Origin of the sequence: Streptomyces sp. NPDC052042 (assembly GCF_044548345.1) — a bacterium.
GTDB lineage: Bacteria > Actinomycetota > Actinomycetes > Streptomycetales > Streptomycetaceae > Streptomyces.
In genome coordinates, this window is record NZ_JBIUBU010000018.1 from 35051 (window position 1) to 48481 (window position 13431).

General features: G+C 71.5%; 12 protein-coding genes. 3 read left to right on the forward strand and 9 right to left on the reverse strand.

Annotation, left to right across the window (positions count from 1 at the left end):
• Window positions 1-22: 22 nt before the first annotated feature.
• A complete protein-coding gene (locus tag ACIHCL_RS25815; protein WP_399865240.1) occupies window positions 23-1468 on the forward strand; it encodes an amino acid permease in 1446 nt (481 codons plus the stop codon).
• A gap of 208 nt (window positions 1469-1676) precedes the next feature.
• Complete coding sequence (locus ACIHCL_RS25820) at window positions 1677-2231, forward strand: sigma-70 family RNA polymerase sigma factor (protein WP_399865243.1); 555 nt, start codon at window positions 1677-1679, stop codon at window positions 2229-2231.
• Here the strand turns inward: ACIHCL_RS25820 and ACIHCL_RS25825 are convergent.
• A complete protein-coding gene (locus tag ACIHCL_RS25825) occupies window positions 2180-2377 on the reverse strand; it encodes a zf-HC2 domain-containing protein (protein ID WP_399865245.1) in 198 nt (65 codons plus the stop codon). The two genes, ACIHCL_RS25820 and ACIHCL_RS25825, sit on opposite strands and share 52 nt — an antisense overlap.
• Before the next feature lie 123 nt (window positions 2378-2500).
• Here ACIHCL_RS25825 and ACIHCL_RS25830 point away from each other — a divergent pair, with 123 nt between their 5' ends.
• Window positions 2501-3073, forward strand: a complete 573-nt coding sequence (locus ACIHCL_RS25830; protein ID WP_399865246.1) for a hypothetical protein — start codon at window positions 2501-2503, stop codon at window positions 3071-3073.
• Window positions 3074-3092: 19 nt separating this feature from the next.
• Here the strand turns inward: ACIHCL_RS25830 and ACIHCL_RS25835 are convergent, their stop codons facing one another.
• From ACIHCL_RS25835 to ACIHCL_RS25870, 8 genes are all read right to left on the reverse strand, one after another.
• Window positions 3093-4298, reverse strand: coding sequence for a sensor histidine kinase (locus ACIHCL_RS25835; protein ID WP_399865248.1), 1206 nt, complete (start codon window positions 4296-4298; stop codon window positions 3093-3095).
• On the reverse strand, window positions 4295-5758 hold the full coding sequence (locus ACIHCL_RS25840) for a cation acetate symporter (RefSeq protein ID WP_399865445.1): 1464 nt from the start codon (window positions 5756-5758) through the stop codon (window positions 4295-4297). Before ACIHCL_RS25840 ends, ACIHCL_RS25835 begins: the two co-directional genes overlap by 4 nt.
• Window positions 5759-5772: 14 nt before the next feature.
• Window positions 5773-6135, reverse strand: coding sequence for a hypothetical protein (locus ACIHCL_RS25845; protein WP_399865250.1), 363 nt, complete (start codon window positions 6133-6135; stop codon window positions 5773-5775).
• Between the two features lie 63 nt (window positions 6136-6198).
• Window positions 6199-6951, reverse strand: coding sequence for a LytR/AlgR family response regulator transcription factor (locus ACIHCL_RS25850; protein WP_399865253.1), 753 nt, complete (start codon window positions 6949-6951; stop codon window positions 6199-6201).
• Window positions 6952-7056: 105 nt separating this feature from the next.
• Window positions 7057-7917 (reverse strand): Fpg/Nei family DNA glycosylase, encoded by an 861-nt coding sequence (locus ACIHCL_RS25855; protein WP_399865256.1) that lies wholly within the window; start codon window positions 7915-7917, stop codon window positions 7057-7059.
• An 87-nt stretch (window positions 7918-8004) separates the two neighbouring features.
• Window positions 8005-9396, reverse strand: coding sequence for a wax ester/triacylglycerol synthase family O-acyltransferase (locus tag ACIHCL_RS25860; protein ID WP_399865258.1), 1392 nt, complete (start codon window positions 9394-9396; stop codon window positions 8005-8007).
• A gap of 240 nt (window positions 9397-9636) precedes the next feature.
• On the reverse strand, window positions 9637-11703 hold the full coding sequence (locus ACIHCL_RS25865; protein ID WP_399865261.1) for a SpoIIE family protein phosphatase: 2067 nt from the start codon (window positions 11701-11703) through the stop codon (window positions 9637-9639).
• A 501-nt stretch (window positions 11704-12204) separates the two neighbouring features.
• A complete protein-coding gene (locus tag ACIHCL_RS25870) occupies window positions 12205-13257 on the reverse strand; it encodes a chitinase (RefSeq protein ID WP_399865264.1) in 1053 nt (350 codons plus the stop codon).
• Between the last annotated feature and the right edge of the window lie 174 nt (window positions 13258-13431).

Here is a 13431-nt window from a genome sequence, read left to right on the forward strand (position 1 = left end):
TCCGTCAGCGGAGAGGTGACTCATGGCCAAGCTTCGGATGGGCGAGGGTGTGCTGCGCCGCAAGCCGATCGAGCAGATCCACGAGGAGAGGCCGACGGGGGACGTCACCACTCAGCTCACCAGATCGCTCGGCCTGTGGCAGCTCACCGCGATCGGTGTCGGCGGCATCATCGGCGCGGGCATCTTCACCCTCGCCGGTACGGTCGCCAACGGCACGGCCGGACCTGCGGTGCTCATCTCCTTCCTGATCGCCGGCGTGGCGAGCGCCGCCGCGGCGTTCAGTTACGCGGAGTTCGCGGGCCTGATCCCGAAGGCCGGTTCCGCCTACACCTACGGCTACGCGGTGCTGGGCGAGCTGGTCGGCTGGTTCATCGGCTGGGACCTGCTGCTGGAGTACACGGCGATCGTCTCGGTGGTCGCGATCGGCATCTCCGGCTACTTCGGCTTCCTGCTCGGCGAGATGGGACTCGATCTGCCGAAGTGGATGCTGGGCGCGCCCGGCACCGGGGACGGCCACCGGGTGGACCTGTTCGCCGCGCTGCTCTGCCTCCTCGTGGCGTATCTGCTGACCCTCGGCATCAAGAACGCGGCCCGCTTCGAGACCGTCGTGGTGGTCCTGAAGGTCCTGGTCGTCCTGCTGGTGATCGGCGTCGGGGTGTTCCACGTCAACACGGCGAACTACCATCCGTTCTTCCCGTTCGGGGTGAGCGGGGTCTTCACCGGAGCGGCCACGGTGTTCTTCGCCGTGTTCGGCTACGACGCCATGTCGACCGCGGCCGAGGAGTCCAAGGACGCCCAGCGGCACATGCCGAAGGCGATCCTGTACTCCCTGGCCATCTCGATGGTGCTGTACGTGGCGGCGTGCCTGGTGCTGACGGGCATGCAGAGCTACAAGGACATCGACCCGGAGTCCGGCTTCTCCACGGCGTTCAAGTCGGTGGGACTCAGCAGCCTGGCCGATGTGATCGCGGTGGGCGCGATCATCGGCATCCTCACCGTGATGTTCACCTTCATGCTCGGGGTGACCCGGGTGTGGTTCTCGATGAGCCGCGACGGTCTGCTGCCGAAGTGGTTCGCCAAGACGCACCCGACCCGGCACGTACCGACCCGGGTGACCTGGATCGTCGGCGGGGCCTCGGCGGTGATCGCCGGGTTCCTGCCGATCGGCGAGGCGGCCGAGCTGACGAACATCGGCATCCTGCTGGCGTTCGTCGTGGTGTGCATCGCGGTGATCGTGCTGCGGTACAAGCGCCCCGAACTGCCGCGCACGTTCCGCACCCCCGGCATGCCGTTCGTACCGGCGCTCGGCGTGGTGTTCTCCCTCTGGCTCATCACGTTCCTGCAGTGGCAGACCTGGGTGCGGTTCCTCGTGTGGTTCCTGGTCGGCCTGGTGATCTACTTCGGCTACTCGTACCGGAGGTCGGAGATGGCACGGACGCCGGGGACCGGCACGGACCGCACGGACTGACCCCCGGCAGGACCGTGCCACGGCCGCCGGACGTGCGCACGAAGCCGCCCGTCGTCCGTTCGTCGGACCGTTCACCGCACCATTCGCCGCACTGTGCGACCGCTCGTCGCACGACATCGCCCGCCTCCTGTTCCCCGGCGTCCCGATGGGTTCGGATACGCCCGTCGGCAACGAAGCGGCAGGGGCGGCGCGGCGAAGGGCGTTCACGATGACCACGATGACGACGGACGAGCGGGCCCTCGCGGACCTCCAGCGGGAGCACGGCCCCGCCCTGTTCCGCTTCCTGCTCGGGCTGACCTTCGGCGATCGGCAGCGGGCCGAGGACCTGCTCCAGGAGACGCTGGTGCGGGCGTGGCAGCATCCGGAGGCGTTCGACGCTCCCTACGCGTCGATGCGGCCCTGGCTGTTCACGGTCGCCCGGCGCCTCGCGATCGACGCGCGGCGGTCGAGACAGGCGCGCCCGGCCGAGGTCAGCGATGTGGTGCTGGAGGGCACCGCGGGCGAGGACGACACCGCCGAGGCCGCGGTCTCGGCGCTCGACGTGCGCGAGGCGGTGCGCGCGCTCAGCCCGGAACACCGTGCGGTCCTCGTCCAGATGTACTTCCGCGGGCTGAGCGTCGGCGAGACGGCCGCGGTCCTCGGCATCCCCGCGGGCACGGTCAAGTCGCGGTCCTACTACGCGCTGCGGCGGCTCTCCCGCAGCCTGCCGGGCTACTCCGACAGGTCGTCCTCGGACAGCAGCGCGAGCAGCGAGGCGGCCTGAGCGACCTCCACGTAGTCGGCGGCGCAGACGTCGCAGGTCCTGAGGTGGCGGACGACCGCACCGGTCTCGTCGGGCGTGAGCGCGTCGAGGACATGGGCTCCGAGCAGCTGCCGCACGTGCGGGCCCTTGCGGGGATCGACGGTCATCGCGTCCTCGTGTCGTGAGCGGGTCCGTTCGTGACGGATCCTGTCCTTCTGGCCACGCGGACCGCGTCGCCCCGGTTCAATGCTCGTGAAGCCCGTGCCGAGAAGGAAAAGAGGCGAGACGGGATGCGCCCGGAACGTCAGGAAGGAACCAGTGACGGAACCGGCGACGGAACCGGTGGGGACGGGCTGCTGGTGCCGATGGCCTGGATGTGCGCCGAGTACGTGGCCGACGAACTGCTGCGGACCGGTGGTCTGATGGATCCGTGCACGCTGGAGTACCGAGCGGGCCGCGACGCGCTCGCGCTCACCGTCTTCCTCTCCGTCATCGCGCACCCGTGCTACGGCCTGCGTCCCCCCGGCGACGGTCCGGAGGGTGTGCTGCCTGCGGCGCGCCTCGACGAACTGCGGCTGCTGACGGCGTACGGCACGGTCTGGCGCGACTGGGTCGGTGAACGGCTCGGCGCTGGGGCGCCGGGGTCGCCGCCCGGCGGCACGGACCCGGACACGGCGCTGGCGCGTGCGGCCTGGCGGTGGCTGGAGGAGACCGAACTGCTCGCGGCCGGCCTCGACGGGATCGGTGTGCCGCCCCCGGACCCGGACGAGGGCACGCAAGCGGCGGAGGAGGGCGCCCGGGTGTGGACGCCGGCCTGGCGGCTGGGCCTGCCGCTGGGTCATCTGGCGATCCACCTCCACTGAGTGCCGGCCCGTCCGCCGGTCAGCCGTGTACCCCCGCACGGTACTTCGGCAGCCGCACCGTGATCTTCATCCCCGCGCCGATGCCCGTCTCGATGACGAGGCCGTAGTCGTCCCCGTACACCTGGCGGAGCCGTTCGTCGACGTTCACCAGGCCGATGCCGACGGAGCGGCCGCCCTCGCCGCGCAGGATGCGGCGCAGGAGCTGCGGGTCCATGCCGGCGCCGTCGTCCTCGATGACGACCTCGGCCTCGGCTCCGGCGTCGAGGGCGCGGATGGTGATGTGCGTCGGGGTCTCCCTCGTACCGCGGTCGGCGGCCCCTTCGAGACCGTGCTTGACGGCGTTCTCGACCAGGGGCTGGAGGCAGAGGAACGGCAGCGCCACGGGCAGCACCTCGGGGGCGACCTGGAGGGTGACCGAGAGTCGTTCACCGAACCGGGCCCGTACCAGTGCGAGGTACTGGTCGATGGAGTGAAGTTCGTCGGCGAGGGTGGTGAAGTCCCCGTTGCTGCGGAACGAGTAGCGGGTGAAATCGGCGAACTCCAGCAGGAGTTCGCGGGCCTTCTCGGGGTCCGTGCGGACGAACGAGGCGATGGCGGCAAGGGAGTTGAAGATGAAGTGCGGGGAGATCTGGGCCCGCAGTGCCCTGATCTCGGCCTCGATGAGGCGGGTGCGGGAGCGGTCCAGTTCGGCGAGTTCGAGCTGCACGCAGACCCAGCGGGCCACTTCCCCGGCGGCCCTGGCCAGGACGGCGGACTCGCGCCGGGCGTAGGCGACCAGGGTGCCGAGGACCCGGTGGTCGACGGTGAGGGGGACGGCGACGGCCCAGCGCAGCGGGCAGTCGAGATCGTCGCACTGGCTGGGGAAGGCTGTGTCGCGTCCGCTGTCGAGGAGGCCGCGCACCTGTTCCATGACGTGCCGGCCGTGGTGCTCGCCCGCACCGTCCCAGACGAGGACGTGGTCGCGGTCGGTGAGGCAGAGGGCCTCGGTGCCGAGCAGGGAACGGAGTCTGCGGGCGGCCTTGCGGGCGCTCTCCTCGGTGAGCCCGGCGCGCAGCGGGGGCGCGGCGAGTGAGGCGGTGTGCAGGGTCTCGAAGGTGGCGTGCTCGACGGGGGTTCCGACGTCGCTGGGGCGGACGGTGCGGGTGGCACGGCGGCCGAGCAGGAATCCCGCGACGGGCAGCAGCAGGGCGAGCACGGCGAGTACGGCGTAACCGGGCCCGGTCATCGGTGTCTTCCCGAGGTCAGTGACTCCGGCAGGTGGAAGCGGCTCATGGCGGCGTTCGTGCCGGGCGGTATCCGGCCGGGCGTGGCCAGGGACACCAGGATCATGGCGAGGAATCCGACCGGGACCGACCAGACGGCGGGCCAGGCGAGCAGGGCGTGCGTCCAGCCCGGCGGGCGCACCGCGCCGCTGAAGGTGACGGCGACGGACAGGAAGGCGGAGCCGCCGCCGAGCAGCAGTCCGGCGGCCGCTCCGGGCGGGGTGAGCCGTCGCCACCAGATGCCGAGAACGAGCAGCGGGCAGAAGGAGGAGGCGGAGACGGCGAACGCCATGGCCACCGAGTCGGCCACCGGCACGCGGCTGACCAGCAGCGACCCGGCCAGCGGCACGGCCATGGCGAGGACGGTGGCCAGCCGGAAGTGGCGTACGCCCCGGGAGGGCAGCACGTCCTGGGTGATGACCCCGGCGACGGCCATGGTCAGGCCGGACGCGGTCGACAGGAAGGCGGCGAAGGCACCGCCCGCGATGAGCGCGCCGAGCAGGTCCCCGCCGACTCCGCCGATGAGCCGTCCGGGCAGCAGCAGCACGGCGGCGTCCGCGTCCCCGCCGTGGACGAGGTCGGGGGCGTAGAGCCTGCCCAGGGCCCCGTAGACCGGCGGCAGGAGGTAGAAGAGGCCGATGAGCGCGAGCACGGCGACGGTCGTGCGCCGGGCGTCCCGGCCGTTGGGGCTGGTGTAGAAGCGGACGACGACGTGGGGCAGGCCCATGGTGCCGAGGAAGGTGGCGACGATCAGTCCGTAGGTGGCGTAGAGCGGGTGGTCGGCGCGGAAGACGGAGAGCTGGTCGTCGAAGGTGACTCGGGGGCGGCCGTCGCCCTGCCAGGCGAGGACCAGGAAGATCGCGGGGACGAGGAGGGCGGTCAGTTTCAGCCAGTACTGGAACGCCTGAACGAAGGTGATGGAGCGCATGCCGCCCGCGGCGACGGCGATGACGACGACCGCCGCCACGAGGACGTCGCCGAGCCGGCCCGGCGCCCCGGTGAGGATCTTGAGGGTGAGTCCGGCGCCCTGGAGCTGCGGTACCAGGTACAGCCAGCCCGCGGCCACGACGAAGACGCTGACCAGCCGGCGCACCTGTAGTGATTCCAGCCGCCCTTCGGCGAAGTCGGGCAGGGTGTAGGCCCCGGAGCGGCGCAGAGGCGCGGCGACGAAGACGAGGAGGACCAGATAGCCCGCGGTGTAGCCGACCGGGTACCAGAGCATGTCGGGTCCGTGCACGAGCACCAGCCCGGCGATGCCGAGGAAGGAGGCGGCGGAGAGGTACTCGCCGCTGATCGCCGCGGCGTTGAGCCGGGGGCGTACGGTGCGCGAGGCCACGTAGAAGTCGGAGGTGGTGCGGGAGATGCGCAGCCCGAAGCCGCCGACGAGGACGGTCGCGGCGACGACGACCGCCACGGCCGCCATCGCGTACGTACGGCTCACTGCGTGGGGCGGCCTTCCACGAGCCGGGCGAAGTCGCGCTCGTTGCGCTCCGCCCTGCGTACGTACCAGTGGGCGGCCAGGGTGAGCGGCGGATAGGCGGCGAACCCGAGCACGGCCCAGACCGGCGCGTCGGCGCGCAGGGCCTCGAAGACCAGGGGCAGGGTGCCGACGACGACCGCGAGCAGTACGAACACCATGAGCCCGGCCCTCAGTTGACTGCGCATCAGTGACCGTACATAGGCACCGCCGAGTGCGGTCTGCTCGTCTATCTCCGACTGGGTGCGGTAGCGCGGCAGCGGGCGCACCCGGCGGGACTCCCCCGTCACCACTTCGCGCCGGGGTGTTGGCTCTGCGGACATGGGCTCGGAGTGTACGCAGAGCAGGACGGCCGTGGGAAGGGTCGCGACTCTGGTCGCCCCTGGTCAGCGGCTGGTCCGGCGCATCAGCAGATCGCGCAGCGCGCGGCTGTGGCGGCGGCTCACGGCGAGTTCGGCGGTGCCGATGCGCACGGTCATGCTGCCCGCGTCGAGGCGGAGTTCGTCGATCCGGCCCAGTGCCACGAGGTGGCGGCGGTGGATGCGTACGAAGCCGCGGGAGCGCCAGCGTTCCTCCAGGGTGGTGAGGGGGACGCGGACGAGGTGGCTGCCGGTCGCGGTGTGCAACCGGGCGTAGTCGCCCTGGGCCTCGGCGTAGGCGATCTCGTCGATCGGGACGAACCGGATGACTCCGCCGAGCTCCACGGGTATCTGGTCGTGGGAGGTGTCGAGCACGGGCGCGGAGCGGTCGCCGACCTGTTCGGCGACGCGGCGGACCGCTTCGGCGAGGCGTTCGCGCCGGACGGGTTTGAGGACGTAGTCGACGGCCTTGAGGTCGAACGCCTGGACGGCGAAGCCCTCGTGGGCGGTGACGAAGACGATGAGCGGGGGCGCGGCGAACCCGGCCAGCAGCTGCGCGACGTCGAGACCGGTGAGCCCGGCCATGTGGATGTCGAGGAAGACGACGTCGATGCCGGCGGGGTCGTCGGGGGCGGCGTCGACGGCACCGCCGATGCGGCGCAGTGCCTCGGTGGCACCGGAGGCGCCGTCGGCACTGCGGATGCGGGGATCGGCGCGCAGGAGGTAGAGGAGTTCCTCCAGTGCGGGTTCTTCGTCGTCGACGGCGAGTACGCGCAGCATGGGCGGAGTGTAGAACGTGCGCGGGGTCGCGGGCCGGGCCGAGGCGGGCACGCCGGGACCGTCCGGGGTTCCCGGCCGGGCCGCCCGGTCGCCCGGACGAGCGGGCTATCTGAGGAGCCGGGAGAGCCTGCGGTCGGCCAGCGGCCTGCCTCCGGTCTGGCAGGTGGGGCAGTACTGGAGCGAGGAGTCGCTGAACGTCACCTCGCGGATGGTGTCCCCGCAGACGGGGCATGCCTCGCCGGTGCGCCCGTGGACGCGCATCCCGCTCTTCTTCTCGGCCTTGAGTTCTCCGGCCGCCAGTCCGGCGGAGCGTACGACCGCCTCGCGGAGCGTGTCGCGCAGCGCGGTGTGGAGGCGGGTGATCTCGTCTTCGGTGAGGCTGGTGGTGGGCTTGTAGGGCGACATCTTCGCGGTGTGCAGGATCTCGTCGCTGTACGCGTTGCCGATGCCCGCGATCAGCGACTGGTCACGCAGAGCCCCCTTGATCCGGTGGTTCTCCCGGGTGATCAGCGCGGCGAACGCGTCGCGGTCGAAGGCGTCGTCGAGGGGGTCGGGGCCGAGGCGGGCGATGCCGGGCACCTGGGCCGGGTCGTGCACCAGGTGCACGGCGAGGCGTTTGGTGGTGCCCGCCTCGGTGAGGTCGAAGCCGTCGCCGCCGGTGAGGACGGTGCGCAGCGCGAGCGGTCCCTTGCCGGGGCGGGGCGGGGCCGCGGGGAAGCCGTCCCTCCACCGCAGCCAGCCGGCCCGGGCGAGGTGGGTGACCAGGTGGAGAGGTCCCGCTTCGACGTCCAGGAACTTGCCGTGCCGGGCGATGCCCGTGACCGTGGCGCCGTGCAGGGCGGTGAGCGGCGGGTCGTACGTCTTGAGGACGCTGACGGCGAGGGGCAGCACGCGGTCGATCTCCCTGCCGACGAGGCGGTCGTCGAGGAAGATCCGCAGCGCTTCGACTTCCGGCAGTTCGGGCACGGTTCCAGGGTGCCGTAAGCACCGCCCGGCCGCCCGCCGGAGGCCGTGTGCCGGTCGGGCCGCGGCTCGCCGCCGTCCGGCGGCCGGTCAGGTCCCCGCCAGCAGGGCGCGCAGCTCCCCCACCTCGTCCCGGGTGCCGGCCGCCAGCCGGTCCAGGTCGGGCAGCGCCTTGCCGTCGGCCACGAGTCCGAGGTGCACCCGGCCTCCGTACACGGACAACGCGACGGCCAGGGCCTGGCCGCGGGCCAGCGGCGCCATCGGGTAGACGGCACGCAGCGGGCAGCCGCCGAGCGAGAGCGCCGAGCGCGGCAGCGGCACGCTGGTGACCAGCAGGTCGAAGAGCATCCGGGCCGCGCCGCCCGCGATCGGTGCCCCGAAGCGATGGGCCAGCGAGGGCAGTTGGTCGGCGAGCACCGCGACGGCTCCGGCGCCGCGGAGCGGACCGGCGGCCTTGTTGCCATCCATGGCCGTACGGACGCGCAGCAGCCGTTGCCGGGGATCGGGTTCGCCGACGGGGAGCGCGAGCAGGTAGGCGGAGAGCTTGTTCCCGGACGTGACCGGCCGGCCGGGCCTGCGGCGGGAGACCGGGACCAGGGCACGGGGGTCGTCGGCGGGCAGTGTCTCTCCCCGTTCCAGCAGCCAGCGGCGCAGCGCTCCGGCGACGACCGCGAGCAGGACGTCGTTGACCGTGCCCCCGGCGGCCCGCCGGATCTCCTGGACGGTGGCGAGGTCCAGGTCGGCGGTGGACAGCCGCCGGGTTCCGCTGGATCGCGCGGTGAGCGCGGGCGTGCCCCGCGGGTCCAGACGGCTGGCCCGCACCAGGGAGGCGCCGACCCCGAACGCCCGCCCGAGATCCTCGATCCGGCCCAGGGCCAGCCCGGCGACCTGGCGCGGCCCCGGCATCCAGGAGCGGGGCGGCACCGCGCACGGCCGGGCCGGGGACGCTCCCGCCGGGGCGCGCCTGGCGAGGGGGGCGATCTCGTCGAAGATCCCCGCGCCGATGGCGACCGCGCGCATTCCGTCGGCGAGCGCGTGGTGGAGCTTGACGAGCACGGCGAACGGGCCGCCGTCCGCTCCGCCGATCACGTACATCCGCCACGGCGGCCGGCCCCGCTCCAGCGGTCGCTCCATCAGCTCACCGGCGAGCCGTGTGGCACCCGCCATGAACCCGGCGTCCCCGGCCCGTGCTTCCTCCCCGCTCAGCCGCACGCACTCGATGTGGCGACGCACGTCGAAGTCCTTGTCGACGAACCAGGCCGCACCGCCGACCGGCAGCAGCACGTCCCTGACCCGCATCCGCAGCCGGGGAATCGCGGCGGCGCGCGTGGCCAGCAGGTCCAGGACGGTCCCGGTACCGACGCCGCCGGTCGCACCGGGATCCGGTGAGAAGACGGCGAGAGCGCCCAGGTGCATGGGGTGGGCTTCGGATTCGAGGTGCCAGAAGGCCAGGTCGAGAGGTGCCAGCAGCTCAGTACCCACCGCGTCCCCAGGTCGTCGAAGGTCGGAGGAGAGGAAGAAGGAGAAGGTGAAGCAGGGCGAAGAACGACGAACGGTCGATGCGGACGGACGGGCGCGACGGACAGGTGAGCAAAACGCGAACGAGCAGAGCCGAACGAGCGGGCGGAGACCAGCAGAATCGCGGTCAGTCACCTTCGATCGCTTCTGGTCAAGGAATAGCCCATCACATTCAGTTACCGTCGGGTAGCGCCTGATCGGCGGTCAGTCGCGCCCCGGAATCACGAATTCGCACCACACGCACTTCCCGGTGCCGCGCGATTCCACGCCCCAGAGGTCCGTGAGCCGGTCCACGAGCATCAGCCCCCGGCCGGACACCCCGGTCTCCCCCGCGTCCCGGCGGCGGGGCAGTGCGCTGGACCGGTCCTCGACGTCGATCCGCAGGCGCCGCTCGGGCCCCGTGAGCACCCGGATGGTGACGATGGCACCACCGTCCGTGTGTATCAGCGCGTTGGTCATCAGCTCGTCGGCGGCCAGTTCGACCTCGTCGGCACGGTTCCCGGCACCCCAGGCCCGTACGGCGGCGCGGATCATGTGCCGCGCGGCGCTCAGCGCGGCCGGATCGCCCTGGGGGACGTGCTGCTGGAGCCGGCCGCCCGGCTGGGGCGCGTGGGCGGCCTCGCGGCCCAGCAGCAGGACCGCCACGTCGTCCTCGCCCCCTCGGTCGTCGACCTCCTCGCAGAGCCGGTCGGCCAGTTTCTGCAGGTCGCACGGACCGTTGCGCACGAGGGAAGCCAGCAGGCGCATGCCCTCGTCCAGGTCGGTATCCGGCAGCTCCACCAGTCCGTCGGTGAAGAGCACCAGGGTCTGCCCGGGGTCCAGGTCCACCGTCCCGACCGGGTATTCCAGCCGCCCGAACTCGGCGGAGAGCCCCAGCGGCAGCCCGCCCTCCACGGGGAGTCTGCGGCAGTCGCCGTCGGTGTCGCGGATCACCGGGTCGACATGCCCGGCTCGGACCAGCTGGACCACCCCGGTCGTCAGATCCGCCTCGGCGTAGGTGCAGGTCGCGAAGCGGTCCGTGTCGAGTTCATGCAGGAAGACGGAGGCACGGGCCATCACCGCGGCCGGGCTGTGCCCCTCGGCCGCGTACGCCCGCAGCACGATGCGCAGCTGCCCCATCACTGCGGCGGCGTGCGTGTCGTGCCCCTGCACGTCGCCGATGACGGCCCCCACCCGGCCACCGGGCAGCGGGATGATGTCGTACCAGTCGCCCCCGATGTCCCGGCCCAGCCGGGCCGACCGGTAGCGCACGGCGACCTGGGCTCCCGGCACCTCCGGGATGCGGCGCGGCAGCATGGCCTGCTGGAGGCCCTCGGCGAGATCGTGCTCCTGCTCGTAGAGCATCGCCCGCTGGAGGCTCTGGGCGATGGAGCTGCCGAGCGCGACCAGCAGATTGCGTTCGTCGGCCGTGAAGCCGTCCTTCCCGCTGTACAGCAGCCCGAGGGCGCCGATGGGCCGCGCGTGGGCAATCAGCGGCAGATAGGCGGCGGAGGTGATCCCGAGATGGCTGATATGGGGCCACAGAATCGGGTACGACTCCGCGAAATCGGCCGCGGACTCGATGAAGCGGGGCGCGAGCGTGCTCACCACCTCGCTCATCGGGTACGGCTCGTCCGTCCGGGTGTACCGGGTGCCGGGAACGAACGAGCCCTCCGGCCCGTCGGCCACCAGATGGATGCGCCCGGCCTCCATCAGCCCCACGACCAGGCTCGTTGCCCCGAGGTGGGCCAGCCCCTGAGAGTTCTTGAGGACCTCGATGACATCGCGTACCGACAGGGCGTGGGCCAGCGCGGCCGTGGCCCCGTCCACCAGACTGGTACGCCGTCGGCGTTCCTGGTCCAGTTCCCGGCGGGCGGTGGAGTCGGCCAGTTCCTGGGTGGCGTCGCGGACGATGCCGATGACGCGTCGGGGCCGGCCGGCCGCGTCGCGCCGGATGAAGCCCTGGGTGTGGGCCCAGCGTATGGTCCCGTCGCGGCGCAGCATCCTGAAGTACGCCCCGTAATTGCTCCGCCCGCTCTTGAGGGCCTGCGCGACCATGGCGTCCAGCCGCACCCCCTCGTCCGTCGGCACCCGCGGCGCGAGCGCCTCCGGCCGGTTGTCGTACTCGTCGGGCCGCAGATCGAACACGTCGAGTGCGGGCCGGTCCATGTGCATGAGGCCACTGTCGAGGTCCCAGTCGAAGCTGCCCATTCGGTTCAGGGCAAGACTGAGATCCGGGTGGGCGGGCCAGTCGTCCGGGAGTGACAGGGCACCCGCTACCCGATCATCCATGACCGTCACTCTGCCATTATTTGTCCGTTTATTCGAGCGAAGCCCCTGCCGACGGGTCGATCCATCGGCGTGTCACCCGAGCTCCGGACCGCCATGACCGGCAGCGTTCGCCGGGAAGGGGCGTCCTCCGGTCCGCGCCACCACAGGGCGGTCCGAGGCCCCTGGACGGGGCCTTCCCTGCTGGAACGAAGCCGAGGGCCGGGGGGAACACGCCCACACCGGTCCGCATCCCGTCGTGCCCCACCCGCACCTTCATCATCAGGCTGCGCGCCTCGCGGGCGGGGCTCCGGCCCGCACGCGAAGGGCGGCTCCGTCCGCTTCGACAGAGCCGCCCTGCCCACGGCACACACGCGGATCGGGGCCGGACCCGTTGGCCGGAGCCCGACCCGATGGCCGCAGGAGGACCCTGCGGGCACGCCCGGCCGGACCGGTGCATCACTTCCGGTCCGGTGGGTCACTCCGGGTCGGTGGAGGAACCCGGGTCGGTGGATCGATCCGGCCTCAACGACCCTGCAGCGCCTTGACGTTGTCGCCGAAGGTCCAGCCCTTGGACCCGTCCCAGTTGAGCGACCAGGTCATCAGCCCCTTGAGCCTGCCGCCGTACTGGTTCCACGCCTGGGCGACCTGACCGGTCGCCATGTGTCCGCCACCGGCGCCCGGCTGGGCCGGGAGCCCGGGAACCTGCTTGTCGTAGGGGACCTTGATCGTGGTGCCCTGGACGACGAGCCCCTTGTCCAGGCAGTCCGTCTGGGCCGTGAAGCCCTGAACCGTGCCCGCCGCGTACGAGTCGCCCGAGCAGCCGTACATGCTGCCGTTGTAGTACTGCATGTTCAGCCACCACAGGCGGCCGTTGTCCGCGTACTTCTTGATGATCGGCAGATACGCGCCCCAGATCGAGCCGTAGACGACGCTGCCACCGGTGACGTACGCGGTCTCCGGGGCCATGGTCAGGCCGAAGTTCGGGGGCATCCGGTCCAGCACGCCGTCGATGATGCGGATGAGGTTGGCCTGGGAGGCGGACAACTGGTTGATGTTGCCACTGCTGGTCAGACCGGTCTCGATGTCGATGTCGATGCCGTCGAAGTTGTACTTCTTCAGGATCGGCACCACCGTCTCGATGAACCGGTCGGCGACCGCGCTGGAGCTGAGGTCGATGCCCGCGGTCGCGCCACCGATGGACAGGAGGGTGGTGAGCCCCGACGCCTTCGCCTGGCACATCTCGGCCGGGGTGGGGACCTTGACCGTCGCATCCATGCCGTCCTCCCACAGCACGGTGCCGTCCGAGCGGATGACGGGGAAGGCGGCGTTGATCACGTTGTAGCCGTGCGCGGTGATACGGCTGTCGGTGATCGGGATCCAGCCGAGGGGCGGGTGCACGCCGTTGGCCGCGCCGTCCCAGTTCTCCCAGTACCCCTGGAGCACCTTGCCCGCGGGCTTCGACTTGACCGCGCAGGTGTCCTCCTGCGCGACAGCGGGCGTGGCCCCGACCAGCAACTGCACAACGCCTGCCACCGCGAGGCCGAGCCCCAGCAGGCGCGATGTCCGACCGCTCATGTTGCGTCCCCTTCCGGACGAATCGAACGATAAATGTCGTGATCCTGACAAGCGCTCGACTGGAATCGACCGCGAGCTCCACACACCACGGCGCGCTCACCGTAAGTTGGTCCAGACCTTTCGGTCAAGAGGTCTGGACCAAAGGCGGATATCGACGCATCGAGCATGGAACAT

What these genes read in the sequence shown, in the direction of transcription:
- ACIHCL_RS25815 (WP_399865240.1), top strand. Translation starts at nt 23, where the DNA reads ATGGCCAAGCTTCGGATGGGCGAGGGTGTGCTGCGCCGCAAGCCGATC.
- ACIHCL_RS25820 (WP_399865243.1), top strand. Translation starts at nt 1,677, where the DNA reads ATGACCACGATGACGACGGACGAGCGGGCCCTCGCGGACCTCCAGCGG.
- ACIHCL_RS25825 (WP_399865245.1), bottom strand. Translation starts at nt 2,377, where the DNA reads ATGACCGTCGATCCCCGCAAGGGCCCGCACGTGCGGCAGCTGCTCGGA.
- ACIHCL_RS25830 (WP_399865246.1), top strand. Translation starts at nt 2,501, where the DNA reads ATGCGCCCGGAACGTCAGGAAGGAACCAGTGACGGAACCGGCGACGGA.
- ACIHCL_RS25835 (WP_399865248.1), bottom strand. Translation starts at nt 4,298, where the DNA reads ATGACCGGGCCCGGTTACGCCGTACTCGCCGTGCTCGCCCTGCTGCTG.
- ACIHCL_RS25840 (WP_399865445.1), bottom strand. Translation starts at nt 5,758, where the DNA reads ATGGCGGCCGTGGCGGTCGTCGTCGCCGCGACCGTCCTCGTCGGCGGC.
- ACIHCL_RS25845 (WP_399865250.1), bottom strand. Translation starts at nt 6,135, where the DNA reads ATGTCCGCAGAGCCAACACCCCGGCGCGAAGTGGTGACGGGGGAGTCC.
- ACIHCL_RS25850 (WP_399865253.1), bottom strand. Translation starts at nt 6,951, where the DNA reads ATGCTGCGCGTACTCGCCGTCGACGACGAAGAACCCGCACTGGAGGAA.
- ACIHCL_RS25865 (WP_399865261.1), bottom strand. Translation starts at nt 11,703, where the DNA reads ATGGATGATCGGGTAGCGGGTGCCCTGTCACTCCCGGACGACTGGCCC.
- ACIHCL_RS25870 (WP_399865264.1), bottom strand. Translation starts at nt 13,257, where the DNA reads ATGAGCGGTCGGACATCGCGCCTGCTGGGGCTCGGCCTCGCGGTGGCA.